The sequence below is a fragment of the Streptomyces sp. UF-297 genome, from assembly GCF_058245575.1.
On the sequence record NZ_JBSIBZ010000007.1, the window covers coordinates 128,556 to 148,388 of the forward strand.

19 protein-coding genes and 1 pseudogene are annotated in these 19,833 nt (G+C 68.8%); 6 read left to right on the forward strand and 14 right to left on the reverse strand.

Annotation, left to right across the window (positions count from 1 at the left end; all coding sequences use genetic code 11):
* Nucleotides 1-37: 37 nt before the first annotated feature.
* Nucleotides 38-793 carry a TioE family transcriptional regulator gene (locus AC4IJH_RS06925; RefSeq protein WP_490850639.1) on the reverse strand — a complete coding sequence of 252 codons (756 nt, stop codon included), beginning with the start codon at nucleotides 791-793 and terminating at the stop codon, nucleotides 38-40.
* Nucleotides 794-851: 58 nt separating this feature from the next.
* Between AC4IJH_RS06925 and AC4IJH_RS06930 the strand changes: the two genes are divergently transcribed.
* Both AC4IJH_RS06930 and AC4IJH_RS06935 read left to right on the forward strand, forming a co-directional pair.
* On the forward strand, nucleotides 852-2,078 hold the full coding sequence (locus AC4IJH_RS06930) for an erythromycin esterase family protein (RefSeq protein ID WP_490850640.1): 1,227 nt from the start codon (nucleotides 852-854) through the stop codon (nucleotides 2,076-2,078).
* 714 nt (nucleotides 2,079-2,792) lie between these two features.
* Entirely contained in the window at nucleotides 2,793-3,332 is a 540-nt protein-coding gene (locus tag AC4IJH_RS06935; RefSeq protein ID WP_490850641.1) for an inclusion body family protein, read from the forward strand.
* A 123-nt stretch (nucleotides 3,333-3,455) separates the two neighbouring features.
* Here AC4IJH_RS06935 and AC4IJH_RS06940 read toward each other — a convergent pair whose 3' ends face one another.
* The 4 genes from AC4IJH_RS06940 to AC4IJH_RS06955 form a co-directional block, all read right to left on the reverse strand.
* Nucleotides 3,456-4,010, reverse strand: coding sequence for an AidA/PixA family protein (locus tag AC4IJH_RS06940; protein WP_490850642.1), 555 nt, complete (start codon nucleotides 4,008-4,010; stop codon nucleotides 3,456-3,458).
* Between the two features lie 422 nt (nucleotides 4,011-4,432).
* Nucleotides 4,433-4,846, reverse strand: a complete 414-nt coding sequence (locus AC4IJH_RS06945; RefSeq protein ID WP_490850643.1) for an arsenate reductase ArsC — start codon at nucleotides 4,844-4,846, stop codon at nucleotides 4,433-4,435.
* Nucleotides 4,839-5,951: an ACR3 family arsenite efflux transporter gene (gene arsB / locus AC4IJH_RS06950; protein ID WP_490850644.1), complete on the reverse strand. Its 1,113-nt coding sequence runs from the start codon at nucleotides 5,949-5,951 to the stop codon at nucleotides 4,839-4,841. The genes AC4IJH_RS06945 and arsB overlap by 8 nt, the downstream gene beginning before the upstream one ends.
* 5 nt (nucleotides 5,952-5,956) lie before the next feature.
* Entirely contained in the window at nucleotides 5,957-6,361 is a 405-nt protein-coding gene (locus AC4IJH_RS06955) for an ArsR/SmtB family transcription factor (protein WP_490850645.1), read from the reverse strand.
* A gap of 106 nt (nucleotides 6,362-6,467) precedes the next feature.
* Here AC4IJH_RS06955 and arsM point away from each other — a divergent pair, with 106 nt between their 5' ends.
* The gene (gene arsM, locus AC4IJH_RS06960) at nucleotides 6,468-7,268 is read left to right on the forward strand and encodes an arsenite methyltransferase (RefSeq protein ID WP_490850646.1); all 801 of its coding nucleotides are present in this window, start codon (nucleotides 6,468-6,470) and stop codon (nucleotides 7,266-7,268) included.
* A 153-nt stretch (nucleotides 7,269-7,421) separates the two neighbouring features.
* Here arsM and AC4IJH_RS06965 read toward each other — a convergent pair whose 3' ends face one another.
* The 7 genes from AC4IJH_RS06965 to AC4IJH_RS06995 form a co-directional block, all read right to left on the reverse strand.
* Nucleotides 7,422-8,714, reverse strand: a complete 1,293-nt coding sequence (locus tag AC4IJH_RS06965; protein ID WP_490850647.1) for an MFS transporter — start codon at nucleotides 8,712-8,714, stop codon at nucleotides 7,422-7,424.
* Nucleotides 8,715-11,198 carry an ATP-grasp domain-containing protein gene (locus AC4IJH_RS06970; RefSeq protein ID WP_490850648.1) on the reverse strand — a complete coding sequence of 828 codons (2,484 nt, stop codon included), beginning with the start codon at nucleotides 11,196-11,198 and terminating at the stop codon, nucleotides 8,715-8,717. It lies immediately after the preceding gene.
* The gene (locus AC4IJH_RS06975; protein ID WP_490850649.1) at nucleotides 11,195-12,520 is read right to left on the reverse strand and encodes a hypothetical protein; all 1,326 of its coding nucleotides are present in this window, start codon (nucleotides 12,518-12,520) and stop codon (nucleotides 11,195-11,197) included. Before AC4IJH_RS06975 ends, AC4IJH_RS06970 begins: the two co-directional genes overlap by 4 nt.
* Nucleotides 12,520-13,413 carry a sugar phosphate isomerase/epimerase family protein gene (locus AC4IJH_RS06980; protein ID WP_490850650.1) on the reverse strand — a complete coding sequence of 298 codons (894 nt, stop codon included), beginning with the start codon at nucleotides 13,411-13,413 and terminating at the stop codon, nucleotides 12,520-12,522. Before AC4IJH_RS06980 ends, AC4IJH_RS06975 begins: the two co-directional genes overlap by 1 nt.
* Nucleotides 13,414-13,588: 175 nt before the next feature.
* Complete coding sequence (locus AC4IJH_RS06985; RefSeq protein WP_490850651.1) at nucleotides 13,589-14,278, reverse strand: 2OG-Fe dioxygenase family protein; 690 nt, start codon at nucleotides 14,276-14,278, stop codon at nucleotides 13,589-13,591.
* Between the two features lie 38 nt (nucleotides 14,279-14,316).
* On the reverse strand, nucleotides 14,317-14,646 hold the full coding sequence (locus AC4IJH_RS06990) for a 2Fe-2S iron-sulfur cluster-binding protein (protein WP_490850652.1): 330 nt from the start codon (nucleotides 14,644-14,646) through the stop codon (nucleotides 14,317-14,319).
* 578 nt (nucleotides 14,647-15,224) lie between these two features.
* The gene (locus AC4IJH_RS06995; protein ID WP_490850653.1) at nucleotides 15,225-15,767 is read right to left on the reverse strand and encodes a HEAT repeat domain-containing protein; all 543 of its coding nucleotides are present in this window, start codon (nucleotides 15,765-15,767) and stop codon (nucleotides 15,225-15,227) included.
* A 74-nt stretch (nucleotides 15,768-15,841) separates the two neighbouring features.
* On the opposite strand from AC4IJH_RS06995, the pseudogene AC4IJH_RS07000 reads away from it, so the two are divergent.
* Nucleotides 15,842-16,290, forward strand: a pseudogene (locus AC4IJH_RS07000) (transposase family protein); the annotation flags it as partial.
* Here the strand turns inward: AC4IJH_RS07000 and AC4IJH_RS07005 are convergent.
* Together AC4IJH_RS07005 and AC4IJH_RS07010 are read right to left on the reverse strand one after the other, a co-directional pair.
* Nucleotides 16,290-17,009, reverse strand: a complete 720-nt coding sequence (locus tag AC4IJH_RS07005; RefSeq protein WP_490850654.1) for a helix-turn-helix domain-containing protein — start codon at nucleotides 17,007-17,009, stop codon at nucleotides 16,290-16,292. The pseudogene AC4IJH_RS07000 and the gene AC4IJH_RS07005 sit on opposite strands and share 1 nt — an antisense overlap.
* A 119-nt stretch (nucleotides 17,010-17,128) precedes the next feature.
* Entirely contained in the window at nucleotides 17,129-17,311 is a 183-nt protein-coding gene (locus tag AC4IJH_RS07010) for a zinc ribbon domain-containing protein (protein ID WP_490850655.1), read from the reverse strand.
* A 772-nt stretch (nucleotides 17,312-18,083) separates the two neighbouring features.
* Here AC4IJH_RS07010 and AC4IJH_RS07015 point away from each other — a divergent pair.
* Together AC4IJH_RS07015 and AC4IJH_RS07020 are read left to right on the forward strand one after the other, a co-directional pair.
* Nucleotides 18,084-19,037, forward strand: a complete 954-nt coding sequence (locus AC4IJH_RS07015) for an esterase/lipase family protein (RefSeq protein ID WP_490850656.1) — start codon at nucleotides 18,084-18,086, stop codon at nucleotides 19,035-19,037.
* A gap of 319 nt (nucleotides 19,038-19,356) precedes the next feature.
* Entirely contained in the window at nucleotides 19,357-19,776 is a 420-nt protein-coding gene (locus AC4IJH_RS07020) for an SH3 domain-containing protein (protein ID WP_490850657.1), read from the forward strand.
* Nucleotides 19,777-19,833 lie beyond the last annotated feature (57 nt).

Consider the following 19,833-nt stretch of genomic DNA (forward strand, 5'->3'; position numbering starts at 1 on the left):
GGTGGCTGTTGCTTCTCTTCGGTCGGCGGCCGACATCTCATCCGCGCTCGCGGAGGTACGCCTCCAGCTCTGCGGCCCCGGTCAGCATCGCCCGCCCGCGGGCGGACAGCCGGCCGTGCCAATCGTGCAGCGCGGCTTCCAGCGGCTCCAGCCCGCCGGCCGCCCGCACCTGGGCGATCAGCGGGGCGATCTGCTCCAACAGGTAGCCGCCGCGCCTGAGTTGATGGGCCAGCCGGGCATCCCGTACGTCGGCCTCGTCGTAGACGCGGTACCCGGTCCGCGCATCGCGGCGCGGGCTCACCAGTCCGGCGCGCTCCCATTTGCGCAGCGTCGCGGGCCGGATTCCGAGCTTGCCTGCCAGCGGCCCGATGAAGGTGCCGCCGGACCCGGACACCGCGGCCGGCTCGGCCCTCGCGCCGGGCTCGGGCGCCGCGGCGGGCTCCAGGTCGAGGTCACGAAGGGCGCTCTCCACGGCCTGGAGGGTCCGCCGGTCGTCGAGGAGGTGGGCGTGGCTCTCGTCGATGAGGCGGAATGCCTCATCGACTGCGCACTGGTTCACGGCCCGCATGATCGACGTCGCCGTCTGGTGGCCGTGGCCCGGCACCAGGGCGAGGAAGGCGTCCAGGGCCCGCGAGTGCAGCGGGGTGTAGGTGCGGTAGCCGTGGGGTGTGCGACCGGCCGCCGGAAGGATGCCCGCCGCCTCGTAGTTCCTGATCGCCTGCGTGGACAGACCGTGCCCGCGCGCCAGGTCAATCGGCCTGAGCCGACCACCGTTTTGAAGGTTACGTCCCATAGCACTGCCAATAGCGCGAGAAAGTTTCAACCGAAGGTTCAACGATACCGTTGAAGCCATGGCCACTGACATCAAGGACACCGCCCATACCGTCGATGCCGCCGCCGTCATGGGGCTGCTCCCGGCCCGACCGCGGCTGCTCGCCCTGGGCGAGCCCACCCACGGCGAGGACACTCTGCTCGACCTGCGCAACGAGCTCTTCCAGCAGCTCGTCGAGCAGGAGGGCTACCGGACGATCGCGATCGAGAGCGACTGCCTGATGGGCCTGGTCGTGGACGACCACGTCACCTCGGGCATAGGCACGCTCGACGAGGTCATGGAGCACGGGTTCAGCCACCCCGACCTGGGGCTGGGCACGTCCGCGGCCAACCGCGAACTCGTACGCTGGATGCGCGCCTACAACGACGGCCGGCCCGCATCTGACCGGCTCCGCTTCGCCGGTTTCGACGGCCCGCTGGAGATCACCGGCGCCGCGAGCCCCCGGCAGGCCCTCACCGCACTCCACGCCTACCTCGCGGCCCACGTGGACGCGGACCTGCTCCCCTGCACCGGGCAAACACTCGACCGCCTGCTCGGCACCGACGACCGGTGGGCCCATCCCGCCGCGATGATGGACCCGGCCCAGTCCGTGGGGCAGTCGGCCGAGGCCCGCCAACTGCGGCTGCTCGCCGACGATCTGGCGGCGCTGCTCGACACGCAGACGCCGCACCTGATCACGGCGACCTCGCGCGACGACTGGGACCGGGCGCGCCTGTACGGGCGTACCGCGACCGGCCTGCTGCGCTACCACTACTGGATGGCCGACACCTCACCGGCCCGCATGACCCGGCTGCTGGGCGTGCGGGACCAGATGATGGCCCACAACCTCCTCGCCATCGCCGAGCGGAGCCCGGCACTCCTCCACGCCCACAACTCCCATCTCCAGCGCGAGAAGAGCACGATGCGCATGTGGGACCAGCCACTGCTGGAGTGGTGGAGCGCCGGCGCTCTCGTGAACGCCCACCTGGGCAAGGAGTACGCCTTCCTGGCCACGGCCCTCGGCACGATCCGGCACCAGGGAGTGGACGCGCCGCCACCGGACACCGTCGAAGGACTTCTCTACGCGCTCCCGAAGGACCGCTGCGTCATCGACGCCCCGCGCCTGGCCACCGCCCTCGGCAACACGCGTCCCACGCCCCGCGTATCCCCCTGGTTCGGCTACGCCCCGCTCGACCCGGCCCACCTGGCGGACAGCGACGGCATCGTATTCGTCAAGGACGTCCCGCAGAGCCAGTGCGCCTATTGAGACCGAACAGTCTGTCGACTCGCCCTCTCGGTGAGATCTCGGCCGGACGGGCCGCCGTCTGCGCCTCCACCGCCTGGTCGACACCCTCCTCGCTGGCCACGGCATCGTCCCCAGCAGGGCACGAATAGCGAACTCGCCAACGCGGGACCCGGAATCTTCTACGAACTCCTCAGGCTCCGAGAAGGAAGCCGAGCCGAGCCCATGCCTCGCTTTTCGTACGCCGGCACCGAACTCGCTTCTGTTTGAGGCTCGTTGGGCTGGACGACGATCCGGTCATCGTCTCCGGGCGCGGGCCGGCTCGCGGCAAACGGCTGGGCGAGGTGTCGGGGAAGGGCGCGATGACGGACGATCACCTCCGACACGGCCAAAACCGCCACCGGCACGAGCACCCACCAGCCGCTCACACCGGACCCGTGACCTGCAATTTCAAGATGGAAAACTCTCATTGGTCCACGCGTTACTCGAGTGAGCCGTTCCGGTCGGCCATCCTGGCGCAAACGATAATTGCGTTGCCCGACCGTGCCGACCGCCGATGCGTTTTCTGTGTCCGCTACCCGGGCCTCGGCATGGATTTTGACGTGTCCGGATACCGACGCACGGCCGCTCCGGGGCCTTGTAGGCACATTGCGAGGGTGAGAGCGTGTGACCGGAGAAAGGAAAAGGGCCCGGATCCCCCTGCGGGATCAATGCGATCGACTGGAAAGGAGAGAGAAAATGGCGGCTGAGCGAGTGCCACTTTCCCCGCAGAGCTCCCAGATCATCGACATTCTGGTCGGCATCGACGCCCTCACCATCGACGCCAAGTACGAGCACCAGACGAAGGACCCCGACAACCCGACTCCGGTCGACGCCGAGTACATCTACATGATTACGCGCCAGGACGCCGCGCTCAGCGGCGAGGGTGGCGGCAATCTCAAGATAACAGCCAATCCCCTGGACACGATCCGGTGGCGTGAGACGGCACTGTCGATGAGCTCCGACTACTCCGTACTGCTGTACAGGTACGTGAGCAAGGACACCAAGCTCGTCAGCCCGGCGGAAGCGAACATCGCCAATGTCCTCAGTTTCCTCCCGAAAGAGGACTCGGGCGGGAGCCCCGATTACGACACACAGAACATTGATGTGTCGTACTGGACCTCACAGGTCAGGAAGCCGGGAGAGGCTGTATACACCTTCTACTTCCAGATCTTCAAGGGCAAGGACCGCATAGGTTTCTACTCCTGGGACCCGCGCATCCACATCGCCCAGCCCTAGCTGAAACAATTCAGATGGGGGTGGACAGGACCGAGAGTCCTGTCCACCCCCACCTGGCGTGCCGCTGCTGGGGTGTGGTCCGCGATGCTCCTGCCCGGCACTGCGGCGCTGCCAGCGGCGTTGCTACGTTCGCGGCTGAATTGCGATGTCCGGCTCCCACCGGAAGAAACCCGTCACTTCCTCGCCGACGACAACCTGGAAGCGGAACTCGTACCTGGCTCGTCCAAGGTTTTCTACGAAAGTGAACCAAGCGTACTGGTCAATGGATTCCGTGTCGTAGTCCGCACTCCCCCAATCATCTTCCTTCGGCAACGGAACGACCACTTCCTCGGCGATCGAAATGGGTAGAGATATCAGTCGTTTCCCTCCCGGGAGCGGTCCGAACCAGTACAAGAGAACCGCGCGGTCAGGATCCATCGACAGCGCCATCTCGCGCCACTTGACCACATCACCGCGCTTGGCACTGATGTCAATCGTGGAACCCGACTGGCCGACGACTTGATGTGGTCCAGACGTTGCGCAGTAGACAAAGGAGCTGTCCACCAGCGTCGGTTCGCGGGGGTCGCGTGAGGGCTGCTGGTAGCTTTCCATGATGCTCAGGACGTCAAATGTTGCGAGCACGTTGGTGGTTTGCGTGACTTCCTGGTGAACGTCATGTCCGGGGATCACTGCTGTCATTCCTCTGCCCCTTCCGCTTATCGCTCCGTACCCTCCTTCATTCACCGTATCGAAGCAGCAGCGACGCCGTGCGGCAAATTCCGGCCAACACGACCGGTCGGCAGAGTCGGCCAATTTCGGCTGCTGATCTTTTTGATCGAGCCATATCGCGCCATGCCCATATAGGCGTCCGGCCCGGTAATGGAGGACGAGAATCCATTACTTCGGCTCTTCGACGCCCTGGCATCGGCCAGTCCACGAACAGCTACCTTCCGCCTGACCGACCAGGGATTTCCCGGCAACGGCTCCAGCTGGGCTTGCTGCTGGTCGGCTTCGCTTCCCGGCACCGATACGTTCCGCGCTTCGGCGCCGGGAAGCGGGGCCCTGGGGCCCTGCATGGCCAGGACGGGCTCCCGCCGGTTGCTGGGTACGTTGAAGTGCGGTCAGCTGGGCGCGAGTTCGGCGAGCAGGCCGCGGACCCGGCGGTCGATGTCGTCGCGGATCGGGCGGACGGCCTCGATGCCCTGTCCGGCGGGGTCGTCGAGTTTCCAGTCGAGGTACTTCGTGCCGGGGAAGACCGGGCAGACATCCCCGCAGCCCATGGTGATCACCACGTCGGACGCCTGCACCGCGTCCGTGGTCAGCACCTTGGGGATCTCGGCAGAGATGTCGATGCCCACCTCGGCCATCGCCTCAACGACGGCCGGGTTGACCCTCTCGGCGGGGACGGAGCCGGCCGAGCGGACCTCGACCTTGCCCTGGCCGAGACGGGTGAGAAAAGCAGCGGCCATCTGCGAGCGCCCGGCGTTGTGGACGCACACGAACAGCACCGACGGCTTCGGCTGGGATTCAGACACGGGCGGGACCTTCCTCGGTGGCGGCCGCAGGAGCCGGCAGGGCCTGGGAGCTGGGAAAGTAGCGGCGGGCGGCGAGCGCGACATAGACCAGGCCGATCAGCACCGGCACCTCGATGAGCGGGCCGACGACCCCGGCCAGAGCCTGCCCGGAAGAGGCGCCGAACGTGGCGATGGCCACCGCGATGGCGAGCTCGAAGTTGTTGCCCGCGGCGGTGAACGCGAGGGTGGTGGCCCGTGGATAGTCCAGGCCCACGGCCTTGCCCAGCGCCATGGATCCGGCCCACATGACGGCGAAGTAGACCAGCAGCGGCAGCGCGATCCGCGCCACGTCCAGCGGCTGCGAGGTGATCGCATCGCCTTGCAGGGCGAACAGCACGACGATCGTGAACAGCAGGCCGTAGAGGGCGAACGGGCCGATCCTGGGGATCAGTTTCGTCTCGTACCAGGTGCGCCCCTTGGCCTTCTCGCCGAGCTTGCGGGTGAGGAATCCGGCGGCCAGCGGGATGCCGAGGAAGATCAGCACACTGCGGGCGATCTCCCACACCGACACGTTCAGACCGGTGGTCTCCAGGCCGAGCCAGCCCGGCAGGACGGACAGATAGAACCAGCCCAGCAGGCTGAACGCGATCACCTGGAACACGGAGTTGAGGGCGACCAGCACGGCTGCCGCTTCTCGGTCGCCGCAGGCCAGATCGTTCCAGATGATCACCATCGCGATGCACCGGGCGAGCCCGACGACGATCAGGCCGGTCCGGTATTCCGGCAGGTCCGGGAGGAGGATCCAGGCGAGGGCGAACATCAGGGCCGGGCCCAGGACCCAGTTCAGGACCAGGGAGGGGATGAGCAGGCGGCGGTCGCGGGTGACGGTGTCGAGCCGGTCGTAGCGGACCTTGGCCAGCACCGGGTACATCATCACCAGCAGGCCCAGCGCGATGGGCAGCGAGACGCCGGTGACGGTGACCTTGGCCAGCGCGTCCCCGAGGCCGGGCACCAGGCGGCCCAGACCGAGACCGGCGGCCATCGCGATCAGGATCCACACCGCGAGGAAGCGGTCCAGGAACGACAGGCGGGCCGCGACCGGACCGGCGGCAGCTGTAGTGGTCACGTCGCTCACGAGGCGGTCCCGGTCGGCTCGGCGGGAGCCTTGGCGGCCACTGCCCCAGGGTGCGTGAGGACCGCTGCGAGCTTGTCCGTCGTCGCGGGCAGCAGCCGGTAGTACACCCACGTCCCACGGCGTTCGGAGGCGATCAGCCCGGCCTGCTTCAGCAGCTTGAGGTGGTGGGAGATCGTCGGCTGCGACAGGTCGAAGGCCGGTGTCAGGTCGCAGACGCAGATTTCCCCGCCCTCCCGCGAGGCGATCATCGACAGCAGCCGCAGCCGCACCGGATCTCCCAGGGCCTTGAACACCTTCGCCAGCTCAACGGCCTGCTCCTCGTCCATGGGGGCGGTCAGCAGGGTCGGGCAGCACCCCTCGGCGCCGTCCTGGCCGAGCACCATCAGCTCTTGTTTCGACATGCTTCTATGTTGACGTTTATCGATCCAGCGCGCAAGCTTGCATCGAGAAACGTCAATACAAACCGATCCGGGGCCCGCCAGGCCCTGCCATCGAGGAGTGAAGGCCATGACCGAGCAGTCCACCGACCTGCGCGAGACCGTCCGCCGACGCTATGCCGCAGCCGCCGTCCAGGTCACCGAGGGCGGCACCGCCTGTTGCGGACCGGCCGCGATCGAGGTCGACGAGAACTTCGGCGGAACCCTCTACGCCGCCGACGAACGCGATCAGCTGCCCGCCGAGGCCGTCGCGGCCTCCCTGGGCTGCGGCAACCCCACCGCCGTCGCCGACCTCCACGAAGGCGAGCGCGTCCTCGACCTCGGCTCCGGCGGCGGCATCGACGTACTCCTCTCCGCCCGCCGCGTCGGCCCCACCGGCACGGCGTACGGCCTCGACATGACCGAGGAGATGCTCGCCCTCGCCCTGGCCAACCAGAAGAAGGCCGGCGCCACCAACGTCCAGTTCCTCAAGGGCACCATCGAAGCCATCCCCCTGCCCGCGAACACCATCGACGTCGTCATTTCCAACTGCGTGATCAACCTGTCCACCGACAAGGCGGCCGTCTTCGCCGAGACCTTCCGCGTCCTGGCCCCCGGCGGGCGGATCGGCATCTCCGACGTCGTCGCCGACGACACCCTCGCCCCGGCCCAGCGGGCCGAGCGCGGCGACTACGTCGGCTGCATCGCCGGCGCCCTCTCCTTCGCCGAATACCGGGCCGGCCTCGAAGCCGCCGGATTCACCGGCATCGAGATCACCCCGACCCACTCGGTCGCCGACGGCATGCACTCCGCCGTCATCCGCGCCACCAAGCCCACCGAAACATCCGCGCCCGAGACATCTTCAGCTGCGGGGCAGGCCTGCTGCGGCTGAGAGCCCGGGCAGTTCGCAAGCTTGATCTCTGGAAGCTCGCCGGTGACGGGCAGCGCGGGAGGTCGCCCCTCCCGGCACCGCAGGAACAACTCGGAGTTCAGGACCGCCCCGTCCGTGCCTCATGTCGGCGTTGAGGACCGCCCCGTCCGCGCCTCATCGCCGGCACACCGCCCGTACGGCCAGGCCCGTGGCCGCGAAGCCCACGGCGAGTACGGCCCAGCCCGCCGGGCCGGAGCCGACGACAGCGATCACCACCACGGTGGGGCCGATGATCTGAACCCCTGTCGGGCCGAGGCTGAACACACCGAGGTAGGCGCCGCGGCGGCTCTCCGGGCTCAGGGCGTAGCTGATCTCCCAGGCGCCTGCGGCTTGCCAGATCTCCCCCAGGGTGAGGCAGATCATGGCCACGGTGAGGGTGGCGGCCGCGGCAGCCGGGCCGAAGGCCGGGGCCAGCGCGAACTGGAGGCAGGCGGCGGCGAGCGCCAGGCCGCTGAAGAGGCAGCAGCGGATGGCCAGCGGGAGGGTGGCAGCCCCTCGGGCTGCCCAGGGCTGCAGGACGACCGCGAGAACGGTGTTCACGGCGATGAGCACCGGAACCCCGGCGGCCGGCATGTCCGTATGCTGCGACACCCACAGCGGGACCCCCACGGAGAGCACGGTGGTGTGCAGCGAGAGCAGTCCGTTGAGGGCCGTCAGCAGGAGGTAGCGGCGCTCCCCTGCCAAGGACCGCAGGAGTGCCCAGGCGTGGGGGCGGGCCGCGGATCCGTGCAGGGGCGTGCCGTCTGCGTTCGCCGTGCGCTTGCCGGGCAGGCGCACGGCCCACAGCAGCAGTCCGGAGGCGAGGAAGGTCGCGGCGTCTCCGAGGATGATCGCGCGAAACGACCACAGGGTGCCGGACGTGACGGCCAGGGAGGCCAGCAACGCGCCCGCGGTGAGGCCCGCGTTGCGCACGCTGCGGATCCAGGCCATCGTCCGCACCCTGTGCTCGCCGTGGACGGCTTCGCCGACGACGGTCTGCAGTACGGGCTGGGCCACTCGGTCGCCCAGCGCGATGAATGCCGCCGCGACCAGGTACTGGGTGAAGCTGCCGACGAACGCGTAACCGACGAAACCGGCCAGCCGCCAGAACTGCAGGAGGACCAGCAGCCGTCCGGCGCCGATCCGGTCCCCGATCATGGTGACCGGCACGGTGGTCAAGAATCCGATCAGGCCGGCGGCGGTGAGCCCGATGGTGACCTGAGCGTTCGACAGCGCCACCGCGTGGGTCAGGTAGAGCACCGACCCGGACAGGAACAGCCCGTTGCCCAGGGCGTCGATGAAGGACGAGATGATCAGGCGCTGTGTGGTCCGGTCGCGCCACGGGCCGCTCGGCGTGCCCGTACCGGCAGTGGCAGCGGCCCCGTCCCGGTCGGAGAGCTGCGCCTGCCCCCGGTCCTCGCCGGTCATCTACTCACCCACCACGAAGCCGACCGCTCGATGGGCTGCTTGCGCCCGCTCGACGGCCTCCGGCACGTCGGCTCCGGTCGCCAGGACATAGCCCTGACGGCTGCCGGACCCTTCGAGCCGCCCCAGCATCTGCCCCTCGTGCGCCGTGAGGTGCACCGTCACCACTCCCGGAAGAGCGCGGGCCGCAGCCGCTCCGTCCAGAGCCCGCACGGCGGTGTTCTCGTACGCGAAGAAGCAGATCGCCGCGGCCCGGGCGCGGGGAGCCGTTGTGGCGGGTCCCGACGCGCCGAGCATGGCTGCCGCCGTGGCCGCCGCCAGACGCACGCCCGTCACCAGCTCCACCATCTGCCAGATCTGGTCGCCGCCGAAGCGGGTCTGGGTTTCGATGACGACCGGCACACCGTCTTCTCGGATCCTGAACTCGGTGTGCGCGGGCCCCCATTGGTGGCCCAGCGCGTCGAGCAGGGCAGTCGCCGCCGAGGTCACGGCGTCCTGGACACCGGGGGCGAGCCGCGCCGGGAGCCGGTGAGCGGTCTCGACGAAGGCGGGCGGACCGGTGGTGGTCTTCTCCGTGACCGCCAGGACCTCGTGCTTGCCGTCGAGGGTGAGCGTCTCGACGCTGACCTCCTGCCCGGACACGTACTCCTCGGCGACGACCGCGCCGCCTCCGGCCGAGGCACGCTCCCAGGCAGCGGCCAGCCCGTCGGGCTCCGCGGCCAGGCAGACGCCGCGGCTGCCGGAGCCGGACGCCGGCTTGAGGATGACGGGGGCGCCCACCTCGGCCTGGAAAGCAGCGGCCTCGGACAGGGAGGTGCAGGCGCGGTAGGCGACGCTGCGCTGCCCGTGCTCGACCAGCAGCGCCCGCATGCGCAGCTTGTCGCGGCTGTCCCGCACCGCGGGCAGGGGGTTGTGCACCAGGGAGAGCCGCTCGCCGATGCGCGCCGCGGTCAGCAGATGCTGTTCCGCGAAGGACAGCACCGCGTCGAAGGGCTCCACACCGTTGTCGTGGAGAAAGACCGCCGTGGACTGTGCGAGATCGGCGTCGAGCCGGTCGTGGACGATCAGGGTGTCGGCCCGTTCGGTCTGCAGCGCCGTGAGATGGGCGCGTTCCTGAAGGAGGGTGATGCGGATGTCCAGTTCGGCGATCGAGGCGAATCCCGAGTCCTTTCCGCCGACGAGCAGGAGGTGGGGGCGAGCGGGGGCGCCCTCGGCGACGGGCTCGGCCTCGGGCTCGGCGTCCACCGCCACCAGGTCGGACATGTGCCACACCGTTTCCATGTCCTGTACCAGGGATGCCGTTGTGCCGGAGACGAGTTCGGCGGAGAGCACCTGCCAGTGCCCGTCGGCGGCCGTGCCGATGAGCTTGCCCGGCGTGTGGTAGACGCTGTGGCCCCGGTAGGAGGCGAGGCCGGTGAGTCGCTGCGGGGCGTGGAGTCCCGCGAAGGTGCCGGTGGAGCGTGGGAAGGGCGTCACGATCCCGAACGGTCTGCTGAACCGCTCGGCGAGGTCGGGCGTCTCGCCGCGCAGCACGGCGGCGTACGCGGCCATGAAGTTCACCCCATGGGCCTGGTGGAGCACCCGCGCCCGGTGGCCACCGGGACGGATGCCCACTTCCAGCAGGCGCGGGCCCTGTGGCGTCAGGATGAACTCCACATGGGCCGCGCACAGCCGCAGGTCCATGGCGCGTGCCGCCTGTACGGCGAGCTGCGCCATCTGCCGCCGCGCCGGTTCGGGGGCGCGGCTGGGGGCGTAGCGCGCGAAGTGGTGGAAGTCCTCGCCGCCGAGGTCGGCGCCGGTGAGCACGTCCACGACGGGGCTGGGATGCGGGGTGCCCGCGCGGTCGACGACGAGGTCGACCGAGTGGTTGCTGCCGGTGAGGAACTCCTCCGCCTGCAGGGCGGTGAACCGCGGCGGCAGGCCCTTGGCCCGTACGTGGTCGGCAACGCCGTTCCACACCTGGTCGAAGGCGGCTTGCGCGGCGTCGGGGCCCGGGACAGTGATCACGAAAAGGCTGGAGTAGAGCGCCGCCGGTTTGAGGACGACCGGCCAGCCGTGTGCCTCGCCGAACTCCGTGAGTTCAGCAGGCGAGGCCACGGCCTGGAAGCGTCCGGTGCTGTGTACTCCGATCCGCTCCTGGAACAGATGCCGCATCAGGTGTTTGGAGCGCAGCGCCGCCACGTCCTCGGCGGCGAGCGCGGGCAGGGAGAGCAGCGCGCACAGCCGCGCGTACTCCTCGACGTATGCCTCCCGGAGGTTCAGGACGCACACGGACCCGTCGCGCGGGATACCGGCGGCCAGTTGTTCGAGGCCGTCGGCCGGGTCCCACGGGATCACCGTGTCGAAGGCCTCATCGGGCGCGCTCCAGCCCTGCGAACCGGTGTCGCGGATCAGCCCGACCCGTGCGCCCGTCTCGCGCAGGGGCTCGAACTCGCCTCGGCGGGCGTTGCCCAGGAAGAGCACCAGGGGCTGGGGGTGCCTGCTCAACTCACGGCCTCCATCTCGTCGAACGCGAAGTGCACCTGGCCGAACTCCTCGGCCAGCGCTCTGACCCGGGCCGCGACCGACTCCCCCACCGCTCCGCCCCGCCCGGATGTCCAGGCGGCCTCGGCCATGAGATCGGCGATGCGCCACATCTCCGGCTGCCGCATGCCGCGGCGGGTGACCTCCTGGACCCCGAGCCGCAGCTGGACCCTTCCGGCGATGGGCCGGGCGTTGAGGACCAGTCCGCAACGGACCAGGTCGGCGGCCAGGTCATACCCGGCGCACCGGCCGTGGCCCTCGACGACCAGTACGTGGCTGCGGCTGGTGCCCCTGGCGCCGGCGAGCCGGTACAGGCGGAAGCCGGCCTCGCCCAGCGCCTCGGCCAGCGCGGCCTGATTGGCCAGCATGCGCGCCGCGTACGCGGGTGCGTGGGCGTCCATTTCCAGTGCCGTCACATAGTTGGCGAGCGTCGCGCCGGTCGCCTGCGAGGAGACCATCGCCTGCCCCATGCGCTCGGAGAACCGGCGGCCGAGCGCCTCGTCGGCGAAGGCGACCACTCCCTTGTGCGCGCCGGGAAAACTCTTGTGGGTGTTGCCCTGGACGATGTCGCAGCCCTCCCCCAGCGGATCCTGGAAGGCGCCGCCCGCGATCAGGCCGAGGGTGTGCGAGGCGTCGTACGCGAGGATCGCGTCGCTCCCCATGACGGCGCGTATCCCGCGTACCGGCAGCGGCGCGAGCGGCACACCGTGATCGAGGAGCACCATGGCGGTGGGTTCGGCTCCCCAGGCGGCGGCGAAGGCGGCGAGGTCCACGGTGCCGGCCGCTGCGTCCCACGGCAGGTAGGCGCTGCGCCGGCCGAGGGCTTCCACGAGCGGGCGGGTGGCGAAGTGGCCCCCGTCCTCCGGCGCGATGGACGCGACGAGGTCACCGGGCCGGGTGAGCAGGGCGACGGTGCAGGTCGTGGCGTGCAGCCCGGACAGCGGGCGAAAGTCGGTCCAGGAGGCGCCCAGCATCCTTTGCAGGGCACCGGTGGCGGCGCGCTCCAGGCTGTCGACGCCCGGGTACCCGGCCGAGAGGAGCCCGGCGCGCAGCGTCGCCGGCCCCGGCCCTCTTTCGTGTTCCTGGCCGATCAGATACCGGTTGTCCAGCGGCCCGGCGGCCAGGGCCCGAGCCGTACGGGACAGCACGTTCTCGAAAGCGGCGAGGTTGACCGTGCTGCCCACACGGTGGGCATCCGCGGCGACCGCAGCCAGCGCCGACTGCCCTTCCGCAGCGTCGCGGACACCGTCCTGAGGGACGGCTTCGATGACTGCCGGGCGCCCCATCAGGCCGTGGCCTCGCGCCCGGCGGCCTCCCAGCGGGCGCGGAAGTCCAGCGCACGCTCCAGGTAGTCCTCCGGCTTGTGGCCCCGCGCGAACTCCTCGACGACCGCGGCGCCGTCGAACCCGAATCTGCCGAGCATCTCCAGCGATCCCCACAGGTCGAAGTCGCCCTCGCCGATGGGGAGATGCGTGTGGTCGTGGCCCTTGATGTCGGATATGTGGGCTGTCTGCACGTACGGTGCGACCGCCTCGAGCGCCTCCGCGTAGTCACCGCGCGGAAGGTGGACCGTGGCCAGGTGCGGGACGTCGAGCGTCAGCGCGGTCCCGGTGCTCTCGCACAGGGCGATGTGCTCCTCGGGCTCGAAGACCACGTACCGGGGCCGGCTCGCCCCCATGTTCTCGACGCACAGCAGGATGCCCGTACGGCTCAGCAGGGGCTGGAGCCGGTCGAGGGAGGAGCGCAGCACGTCCAGGAGGACGGCGTTGCTGCGCTTGGACTGGTAACCGGGGTGGTAGGTGACGCGTGTGACGCCGAGGTCGGCCGCCAGGTGCACGGCACGCCGCAGCAGATTGATCGATTCGGCGCGTTCGCCCTCGTCGGGAGAGCACAGGTCGGTGTGCGGGCCGTACCAGGCGGCGTGCACCGACAGATCGAGCTGGTGGGCGCCGATGACGTTGCGCATGCCGTCGACGATCTTCTCGTACTCCTGGGCGCTCGCGCCGAACAGGACTTCCTGTGCCTCTTCCGCGATCTCGAACTCGATGTCCGTGAAATGCCCGGCGAGGAACTCCAAGTGCTCGACGATCTCTGCGGGGTTGTCCCAGATGTTGGTGGAGAACCCGATGCGGGGGCGGGTGACAGCAGCGGTTCGGGACGTTTCCTGGAGTGTGGTCATGGCAGGACGCCTTTCTGCTCTGGGGTGGGAAAGACTCGTGGTGCGGCGCGCCCGAGAGACGTACGGGGACGGCGCCGTGGAAGAGCGCTGGGGACAGTGCCGCGGAAGGGTGCAGGTCTACAGGTCAACGCCGTACGAGGGCGTGCAGGCCAGTGGCGCGTGAAGCTGCGCCGGGTCAGTGCCGCGCACTGGAGAAGAAGTCGACGAGGAGCATGTCGCGTACTCCCGCGCCGGAGCCTGGCGCCGGGGTCACCGGGGTGACGCCGTGCAGCACCCGACGGTCGTCGAGCAGGATCGTTTCGAAGGGCTCGGTCAGTACCGCACGATGGATCGGCCGACGCTCCAGGTCGTACAGAGTGGATTCGGCTCCCTGGACGTCCTCGCGCCGGATCAGCACCTGGCCGACATACAAGTGCCCGTCCTGGTGCACCCCTTCGGGCGCGGGGTTGCCTTCCGCGCCCACCGTGGCGGTGACCCGGATCTGGTGGACGCCGCACGTGTCGACTCCGTGGGTGGAGCCGGGAATCCGCTCGTACAGCCCGGCCACGATCGCGCGGAGAGCGGGCCCGGCGGCCACGGCATCGTGCAGCGGCGCGAAGAGGCGTTCCACCCCGCCGTTCACCGAGTTCAGGCTCGCGTCCTGGAAGAACGCCGTGTGCGGAAGCCTCTCCAACCCGCCGTCCGCGAGACGGAAGGAGCTGTAGCGGCGAAAGCGGTACGGCAGGTCGGCCGGCAGGTGCTCATCGGCGGGGAGATCGTTGAACGACTCGGTGAACTCCTTGACGGCGCTCACCGGGACCGCCGCGAGGGCGGCCTCCAGCACGTCCGGGCCGAACTGGACGAACGGCTCCCCCTGAACGGACACGCCGGGCCGCTGTCCCCTCACCTCAGGGCCGCCGGTCATCACTGGGTCTCCGGGAGACGGACGACCAGCGAGGCGAGGCCTTCCTCCACGGCGATCCGGCAGCCGAGCCTGCTGGCCTCGGTGCGGGGCTCGGAAGTGTAGTCGAGCAGGTCGTCCTCGTCCGCTTGCGGTTGCGGCAGCGTGCGGCCCGCCACCGAGTCCACGAATACATGGCAGGTGCCGCAGACGGTCTTGCCGCCGCACTGGCCCACGATGCCGTCGACGTCGTGGTCGACCGCCGCTTCCATCACGGTGACCCCGACGGGGACTTCGAGCACGGACCGCGTGCCGTCCGGATGGAGATAAGTGATCTCCGCTACGCCCCCCATGCCGGTCAGCCCCGCCTTTCGGCGGCCGCCATGAGGGGACCCGATCTCTTCGTGCAGTTCTCCATGCGTCAAACCGCCCCCCGCCGAGGCCGCGTTGCGCGACCCACCAGTCCGGATCAGCCAATTTCCAAGATCTAAACAGGTGGTTGAACTTGGTTCAAGGCCGCAGGGAGACCTCATGATCGAGACGAACGTCACAGCAAACGGAATGCTAAATTCCCTTGCTCGGCATCTTTCTGGCGACCCGTCAGGTCCATCTCTTCGACATCCGCGCCGGGAGAACGAGGCACCACGGCCGCCGCTTTGCGACTCGACGGTTCTTGCTTCTCGAAACTCCGCTCGGCCCCGACGGGACCGTTGGGAGCGATCAACCGGGCGGTGAAGCGAGAGGTTGTCGACTCGGACGATCATCGCCTGCCTTGAATGCGAACACGCCCATACCGCCCGTCGTCTCACTCGCCGCGGCCACCCGCGCGACAGCCCGGATGACTCCCGTCCGGGATGCGCAGATCGCACCAACGAACCCCAGGACGTAAAGCAACACCTTGATGATCTGCACGTCCTGAAGGCTGTCCCGCCTACCGGGTCGCGGGCGGAAAGGTCCGTTCGTAGATGGTCCCGCCGGGTGTGAACCAGCCCGCCTTCTTCCGTACCGCAGGGCTCGGGTCGTTGGCCTGGGATGCCTTCAAGGCGGCAAGGGCACGTGGATCGGAGTGGGCGAACTTGCCGACGAGTTCGGCAGCCATGGCCCGGACGTGCGGGTCGGGGTCTGAGCTCAGGTGGTGCAGCGAGGGGTCCAGGACCCGGTCCGGGCCCGGTGCGCAGGTGTCGTCCTTGCACCGGTCACAGGCCAGAGCGTGGAATGCGGCGATTCTGACGCGGGCGTCCGGGTCGTCGGCCATGGCGACGAGTTCGCCCATTGACTCGGTGTCGACCAGGTGATCGAGAAGGCGGCAGCAGCCCTCACGGACGGCCGGATTCTCATCACGCAGACCGACGCGAATGGAGCTCAGTGCGGTCTCTCCGCGTCGCAGCAGCTCGCGGTATGCCGCAACGGTGCGCTGGGGGTCACCCAGGCACGCGACGAGGGCGTCGTTGTCGGTCCTGACGAATCCGAGCATGCCCTCAGTCTCGACGCACGAGGTGAAGCCCGGCAAAGGAATTTCGCGCCCACGAGGCAGAGGCGGCCGTTGCCGAGGAACACGTGCTCCTGGTCGCCGCCTACTGGCGGACCGACCTCACACTGCGCCAACTGGCGCCGCTTTTCGGCATCTCGAAGTCGGCCGCCGACCGCAGCATCAACCACCTCGGGCCCTTGCGTGCGCTCCAACCGCGTCAACGGTTCCGCAGGGACACCGCGCTGATTGTGGACGGAACCCTGGTCCCCACCCGCGACCACCAGGTCGTCATCGACGCCGACACCCGGCTCGCCGTCGCCGTAGGCCGGCCCTTGCCCGGAAACCGCAGCGAATGCAAGGCACTTGAACTGTCCGGCGCGGAAAGCGTCGCCGTCCACACCACCGTCATCGCGGACGGCGGCTACCGCGGCACCGGCCTGGTCATCCCGCACCGCCGCGAACGCGGGAAGTCGAACTTCCGGCTTGGAAAGAGGAACGCAAAGCCTCTCACCGCAAAGTCAGCGCTCATTTTCCGTCCTCCAACGGAAGCCACCTGCTTGGGGATTGGCCGGTAACGCGGAAGAACGCATCGCTGAATGCGCCGGGTTTGCGGTATCCGACAGCACGGGCGGTGGCGCCGATGGAGGTCCCGTGGGCGAGGTGGGTCAGGGCCGCGCGCATGCGGATATGAGTGCGCCAGCGTGCGAACGTCATTCCGGTCTCGTTGGAGAACAGCCGGGTGAGGGTGCGCACGCCTGCGCCGACTTCGTGGCCCCACGCGGCGAGGTCGCGCTGATCGGCCGGGTTCGCGATCAGCCTATCGGCGATGGTGCGGATGCGCGGGTCGCTGGGCAGCGGCACATGAAGGCTCGTACTGGCAGTGGGTTCGAGCAGGTCGAGCAGAAGTGACTCGACGCGGGTTCGCGTGGGGTCGGGATGTGAGTTGCGGTCGAGGTGCACGATCAGTTCACGTACCAGCGGAGTGATGACGATGCCGATGGGTTCGGCCCAGGTGATCGGACAGCGGGCGGCTTCGACGGCGACGGTGCAGGAGGTTCCGGGGTGGAGCACGTCCACGGCGTGCGGTGTGCCGGCGGGTAGCCAGAGTGCGTGAGTCGGCGGCACGAGCCAGTCCCGGGCACCGGTGCGCACCGTAACGGTCGCACTCGTCGCCCACACGATCAGATGGTGCGGATGGCGGTGATGGGGCAACCGGGTGCTCTGATCGACCTGCGAGCGGGTCACGGCCGGCAACGGGAGTCTTCCGGCAGTGACATCCGACGGGCGGGCAGCGTCCACATGTTCCCTTTCGCCGTGGCTCCTCCCCCCGTGTGAATGCGGGGGGGGGCTTCCTGTGTCGGTGGCTAGGCCGCCGTACAGAGGACCAGCCCGGCCCTGTCGAGTACGTTGAGTGCGCCCACGCGGTCGGCATGGTCGACATACCCGCACCGGGTGCACTGGAACGCTGCGCCCTCACGGTTCTCCGCCGCCACGTGCCCGCACGGTGGGCAGGTGCGGGAGGCATTGGCAGAGTTCACCGGAATCACGGTACGAGCGGCGCTTTCAGCCTTCTGCGTGAGAATACCCAGCCCCCCAGCCCGCGGTACGCGAGCACAAGGCGGGCATCGCCGCGGATCCGCCCTCCGTGCGCGGCGGCCACCGGGGCGTGTAGAGAGACCTCCGCGCGAGCCTGCGCGCGGACGCGGTGTGCGCCGCCCCGGCCGGGGTGCCGCACGAGCAGCTCACCGTGAGCTACATCGTCCGGCCCGATGGCTTCCACCTCTACCGGGGCACGGCTCTCTGTGCGCGGGAGGCGTGCGTCCGCTTCGACCACGAGGCGGCCTGGCTTGCAGGCGCTGCGCGCACGGCTCGATGCTGACGGCGGCCGGTCCGGGGACGTCCTGGTGCAGCCGTGACGGCATCGGGCGGGCGAGAGTACGAGGGGGCCAGCCGGAATACGCCGGAAACGCGCCGTAGCCGACTCGGCGCGAGTCGGCCGGGTGGTGTCCGCCGAGTGGTGTAGCCGATCAGAGTGGGGTTGCTCGTCCGCTGATACCGGCTGCTGAGGGGCGCTTTGCTTCGACTGCCTCCTTGGACTGCCTTCAAGAAGGCTGACAGGAGGGGCAAGGTACCGCTACGTTACGGCAGTTGCGCCGGAGTCCTGGGGCGATTCCGGGGAATGACGCCCACGACCGCCGGTCGGCTGGACGACTCCTCGGATCAACGTCACGAGTCGCCGAGCTGGCGAAATGCTCCACTCTGCCCCCCATATCAGCTCCCTTGACGTCAGTCCGAGTTCCACACTTCTCAGGAGCCGTCTTGCACATACCCAAATACGTCACCGCCGTCTGTGCCACCGCCGCGGCGACGGTCTTGGCCACCTCCACGCCCGCGGCCGCGGAGACCGGCCCTGAGCAGGACAATTTCCTTCCCGCACTCGGCTATTCCATTCTCCACCTCAACATCGATCCACCGGGCGCCAACGACTGGAACTGCCGTCCCAGCGCCGCCCACCCGCGCCCGGTCGTCCTGGTACACGGGACCTACGAGAACCGCTACAACAACTGGGCCCGGATGTCCCCCGAGTTGAAAGCCCAGGGCTACTGCGTCTACGCCCTCGACTACGGCGACACCGACGACGCCGGAGCGGGTGTCGCTCCCACCGTCAAGGGTTACGGAGACATCAAGAAGTCCTCCGAGGAACTGGCCGCCTTCGTGGACAAGGTGCTCGCCGCCAGCGGCTCCGGCCAGGTGGACCTTGTCGGTCACTCCCAGGGCGGGATCCTGGCCCGCTGGTATCTCAAGGCCGACGGAGGCGCGAACACGACCGACCCCTCGAAGAACAAGGTCAAGAAGATCGTCCAACTCGCCGCCACCAACCACGGCACCACCCTCAGCGGCATCGAAACTCTCGCCGACAAGCTCCACATACTGGAATCCGGGGAGAAGCACTTCGGGAAGGCGAGCATCCAGCAGTACGAGAAATCCGACTTCATCAAGGAGCTCAACGCCGACGGCGACACCGTTCCCGGAATCGAGTACACCGTGATCGGCACGAAGTACGACGAGATCAGCACCCCCTGGCAGAACACATTCATGACAGCGGGTCCCGGAGCAACGGTGCAGAACATCACCTTGCAGGAGGGCTGCTCCGTCGACTTCTCCGCCCATCTGAGCATGTCGTACAGCCCGCGTGCGATCGGACTGGTCAAACGAGCCCTGGCCCCCTCAGCCCCGGCAGCTCCCTGTGTGCCGAGGGCGCCCGCCTTCTGAATCCGGCCCGATCCCGCCTTGGTCGATCTCGACCGTCAGCCGGCCGCCGGAGGATTGCCGGAAAGCGGGGCGGCCGACTCCGCCCCCCAGTCCCGTGACGATCTGGCGGCCGCCATTCTGGACAGTCTTCACCGCCCTGGTTGGACGACCGGCGGTCGTGGGCGTCATCCCCCGGAATCGCCCCAGACCTCCGGCACAACTGCCGTAACGCAACGACGCCTTGCCCCTCCTGTCAACCTTCTTAAAGGCGGTCCTCCTTGGGATGACCCGTCGGTGTGGCACAGATCGGGTGTGCAGGGGAGGCGGGCACGGTTGCTCCGTGAACAAGCTCATGCATGGCATGGTCCTGGCGCTGGCCAGCGCCTCGTTGCTCTCAGCCACCACCGCTCCCGCAGCTGCTGGCAATTTCGATCAAGCGCCCTACCGGGGAAAGATCGTCAAGAGGGACGGACTCGCAGCGCGACAGGGGCCCAGCACGCGCTACCGGGTGGTCAAGTCAGTGCCGAACAATGCGGTCGTCAGCATCGCCTGCAAGGTGAACGGTCAAGTCATCGGCGGGAATCCACGGTGGTACCGGCTGGCGGACTCGACCTACGTAACCGCCCGGTACGTGTCGATCTTTGGTGCGCAGCCCAAGTGGTGCGGAGCAGACACCCCATCGCCCACGAATTCGGAGCCGCAGAACAACGGCGGCTTGCTGAGCCAGACCACCAACCTCGAAACGGGAATCGGCATCTGACTTCGCTCTGTCCGTCCAGTCTCCTGACCCTGTTCATCCCAGGGCCCTGACCCGCGA

What these genes read in the sequence shown, in the direction of transcription:
- AC4IJH_RS06925 (WP_490850639.1), bottom strand. Translation starts at nt 793, where the DNA reads ATGGGACGTAACCTTCAAAACGGTGGTCGGCTCAGGCCGATTGACCTG.
- AC4IJH_RS06930 (WP_490850640.1), top strand. Translation starts at nt 852, where the DNA reads ATGGCCACTGACATCAAGGACACCGCCCATACCGTCGATGCCGCCGCC.
- AC4IJH_RS06935 (WP_490850641.1), top strand. Translation starts at nt 2,793, where the DNA reads ATGGCGGCTGAGCGAGTGCCACTTTCCCCGCAGAGCTCCCAGATCATC.
- AC4IJH_RS06940 (WP_490850642.1), bottom strand. Translation starts at nt 4,010, where the DNA reads ATGACAGCAGTGATCCCCGGACATGACGTTCACCAGGAAGTCACGCAA.
- AC4IJH_RS06955 (WP_490850645.1), bottom strand. Translation starts at nt 6,361, where the DNA reads ATGTCGAAACAAGAGCTGATGGTGCTCGGCCAGGACGGCGCCGAGGGG.
- arsM (WP_490850646.1), top strand. Translation starts at nt 6,468, where the DNA reads ATGACCGAGCAGTCCACCGACCTGCGCGAGACCGTCCGCCGACGCTAT.
- AC4IJH_RS06965 (WP_490850647.1), bottom strand. Translation starts at nt 8,714, where the DNA reads ATGACCGGCGAGGACCGGGGGCAGGCGCAGCTCTCCGACCGGGACGGG.
- AC4IJH_RS06975 (WP_490850649.1), bottom strand. Translation starts at nt 12,520, where the DNA reads ATGGGGCGCCCGGCAGTCATCGAAGCCGTCCCTCAGGACGGTGTCCGC.
- AC4IJH_RS06980 (WP_490850650.1), bottom strand. Translation starts at nt 13,413, where the DNA reads ATGACCACACTCCAGGAAACGTCCCGAACCGCTGCTGTCACCCGCCCC.
- AC4IJH_RS06990 (WP_490850652.1), bottom strand. Translation starts at nt 14,646, where the DNA reads ATGGGGGGCGTAGCGGAGATCACTTATCTCCATCCGGACGGCACGCGG.
- AC4IJH_RS06995 (WP_490850653.1), bottom strand. Translation starts at nt 15,767, where the DNA reads ATGCTCGGATTCGTCAGGACCGACAACGACGCCCTCGTCGCGTGCCTG.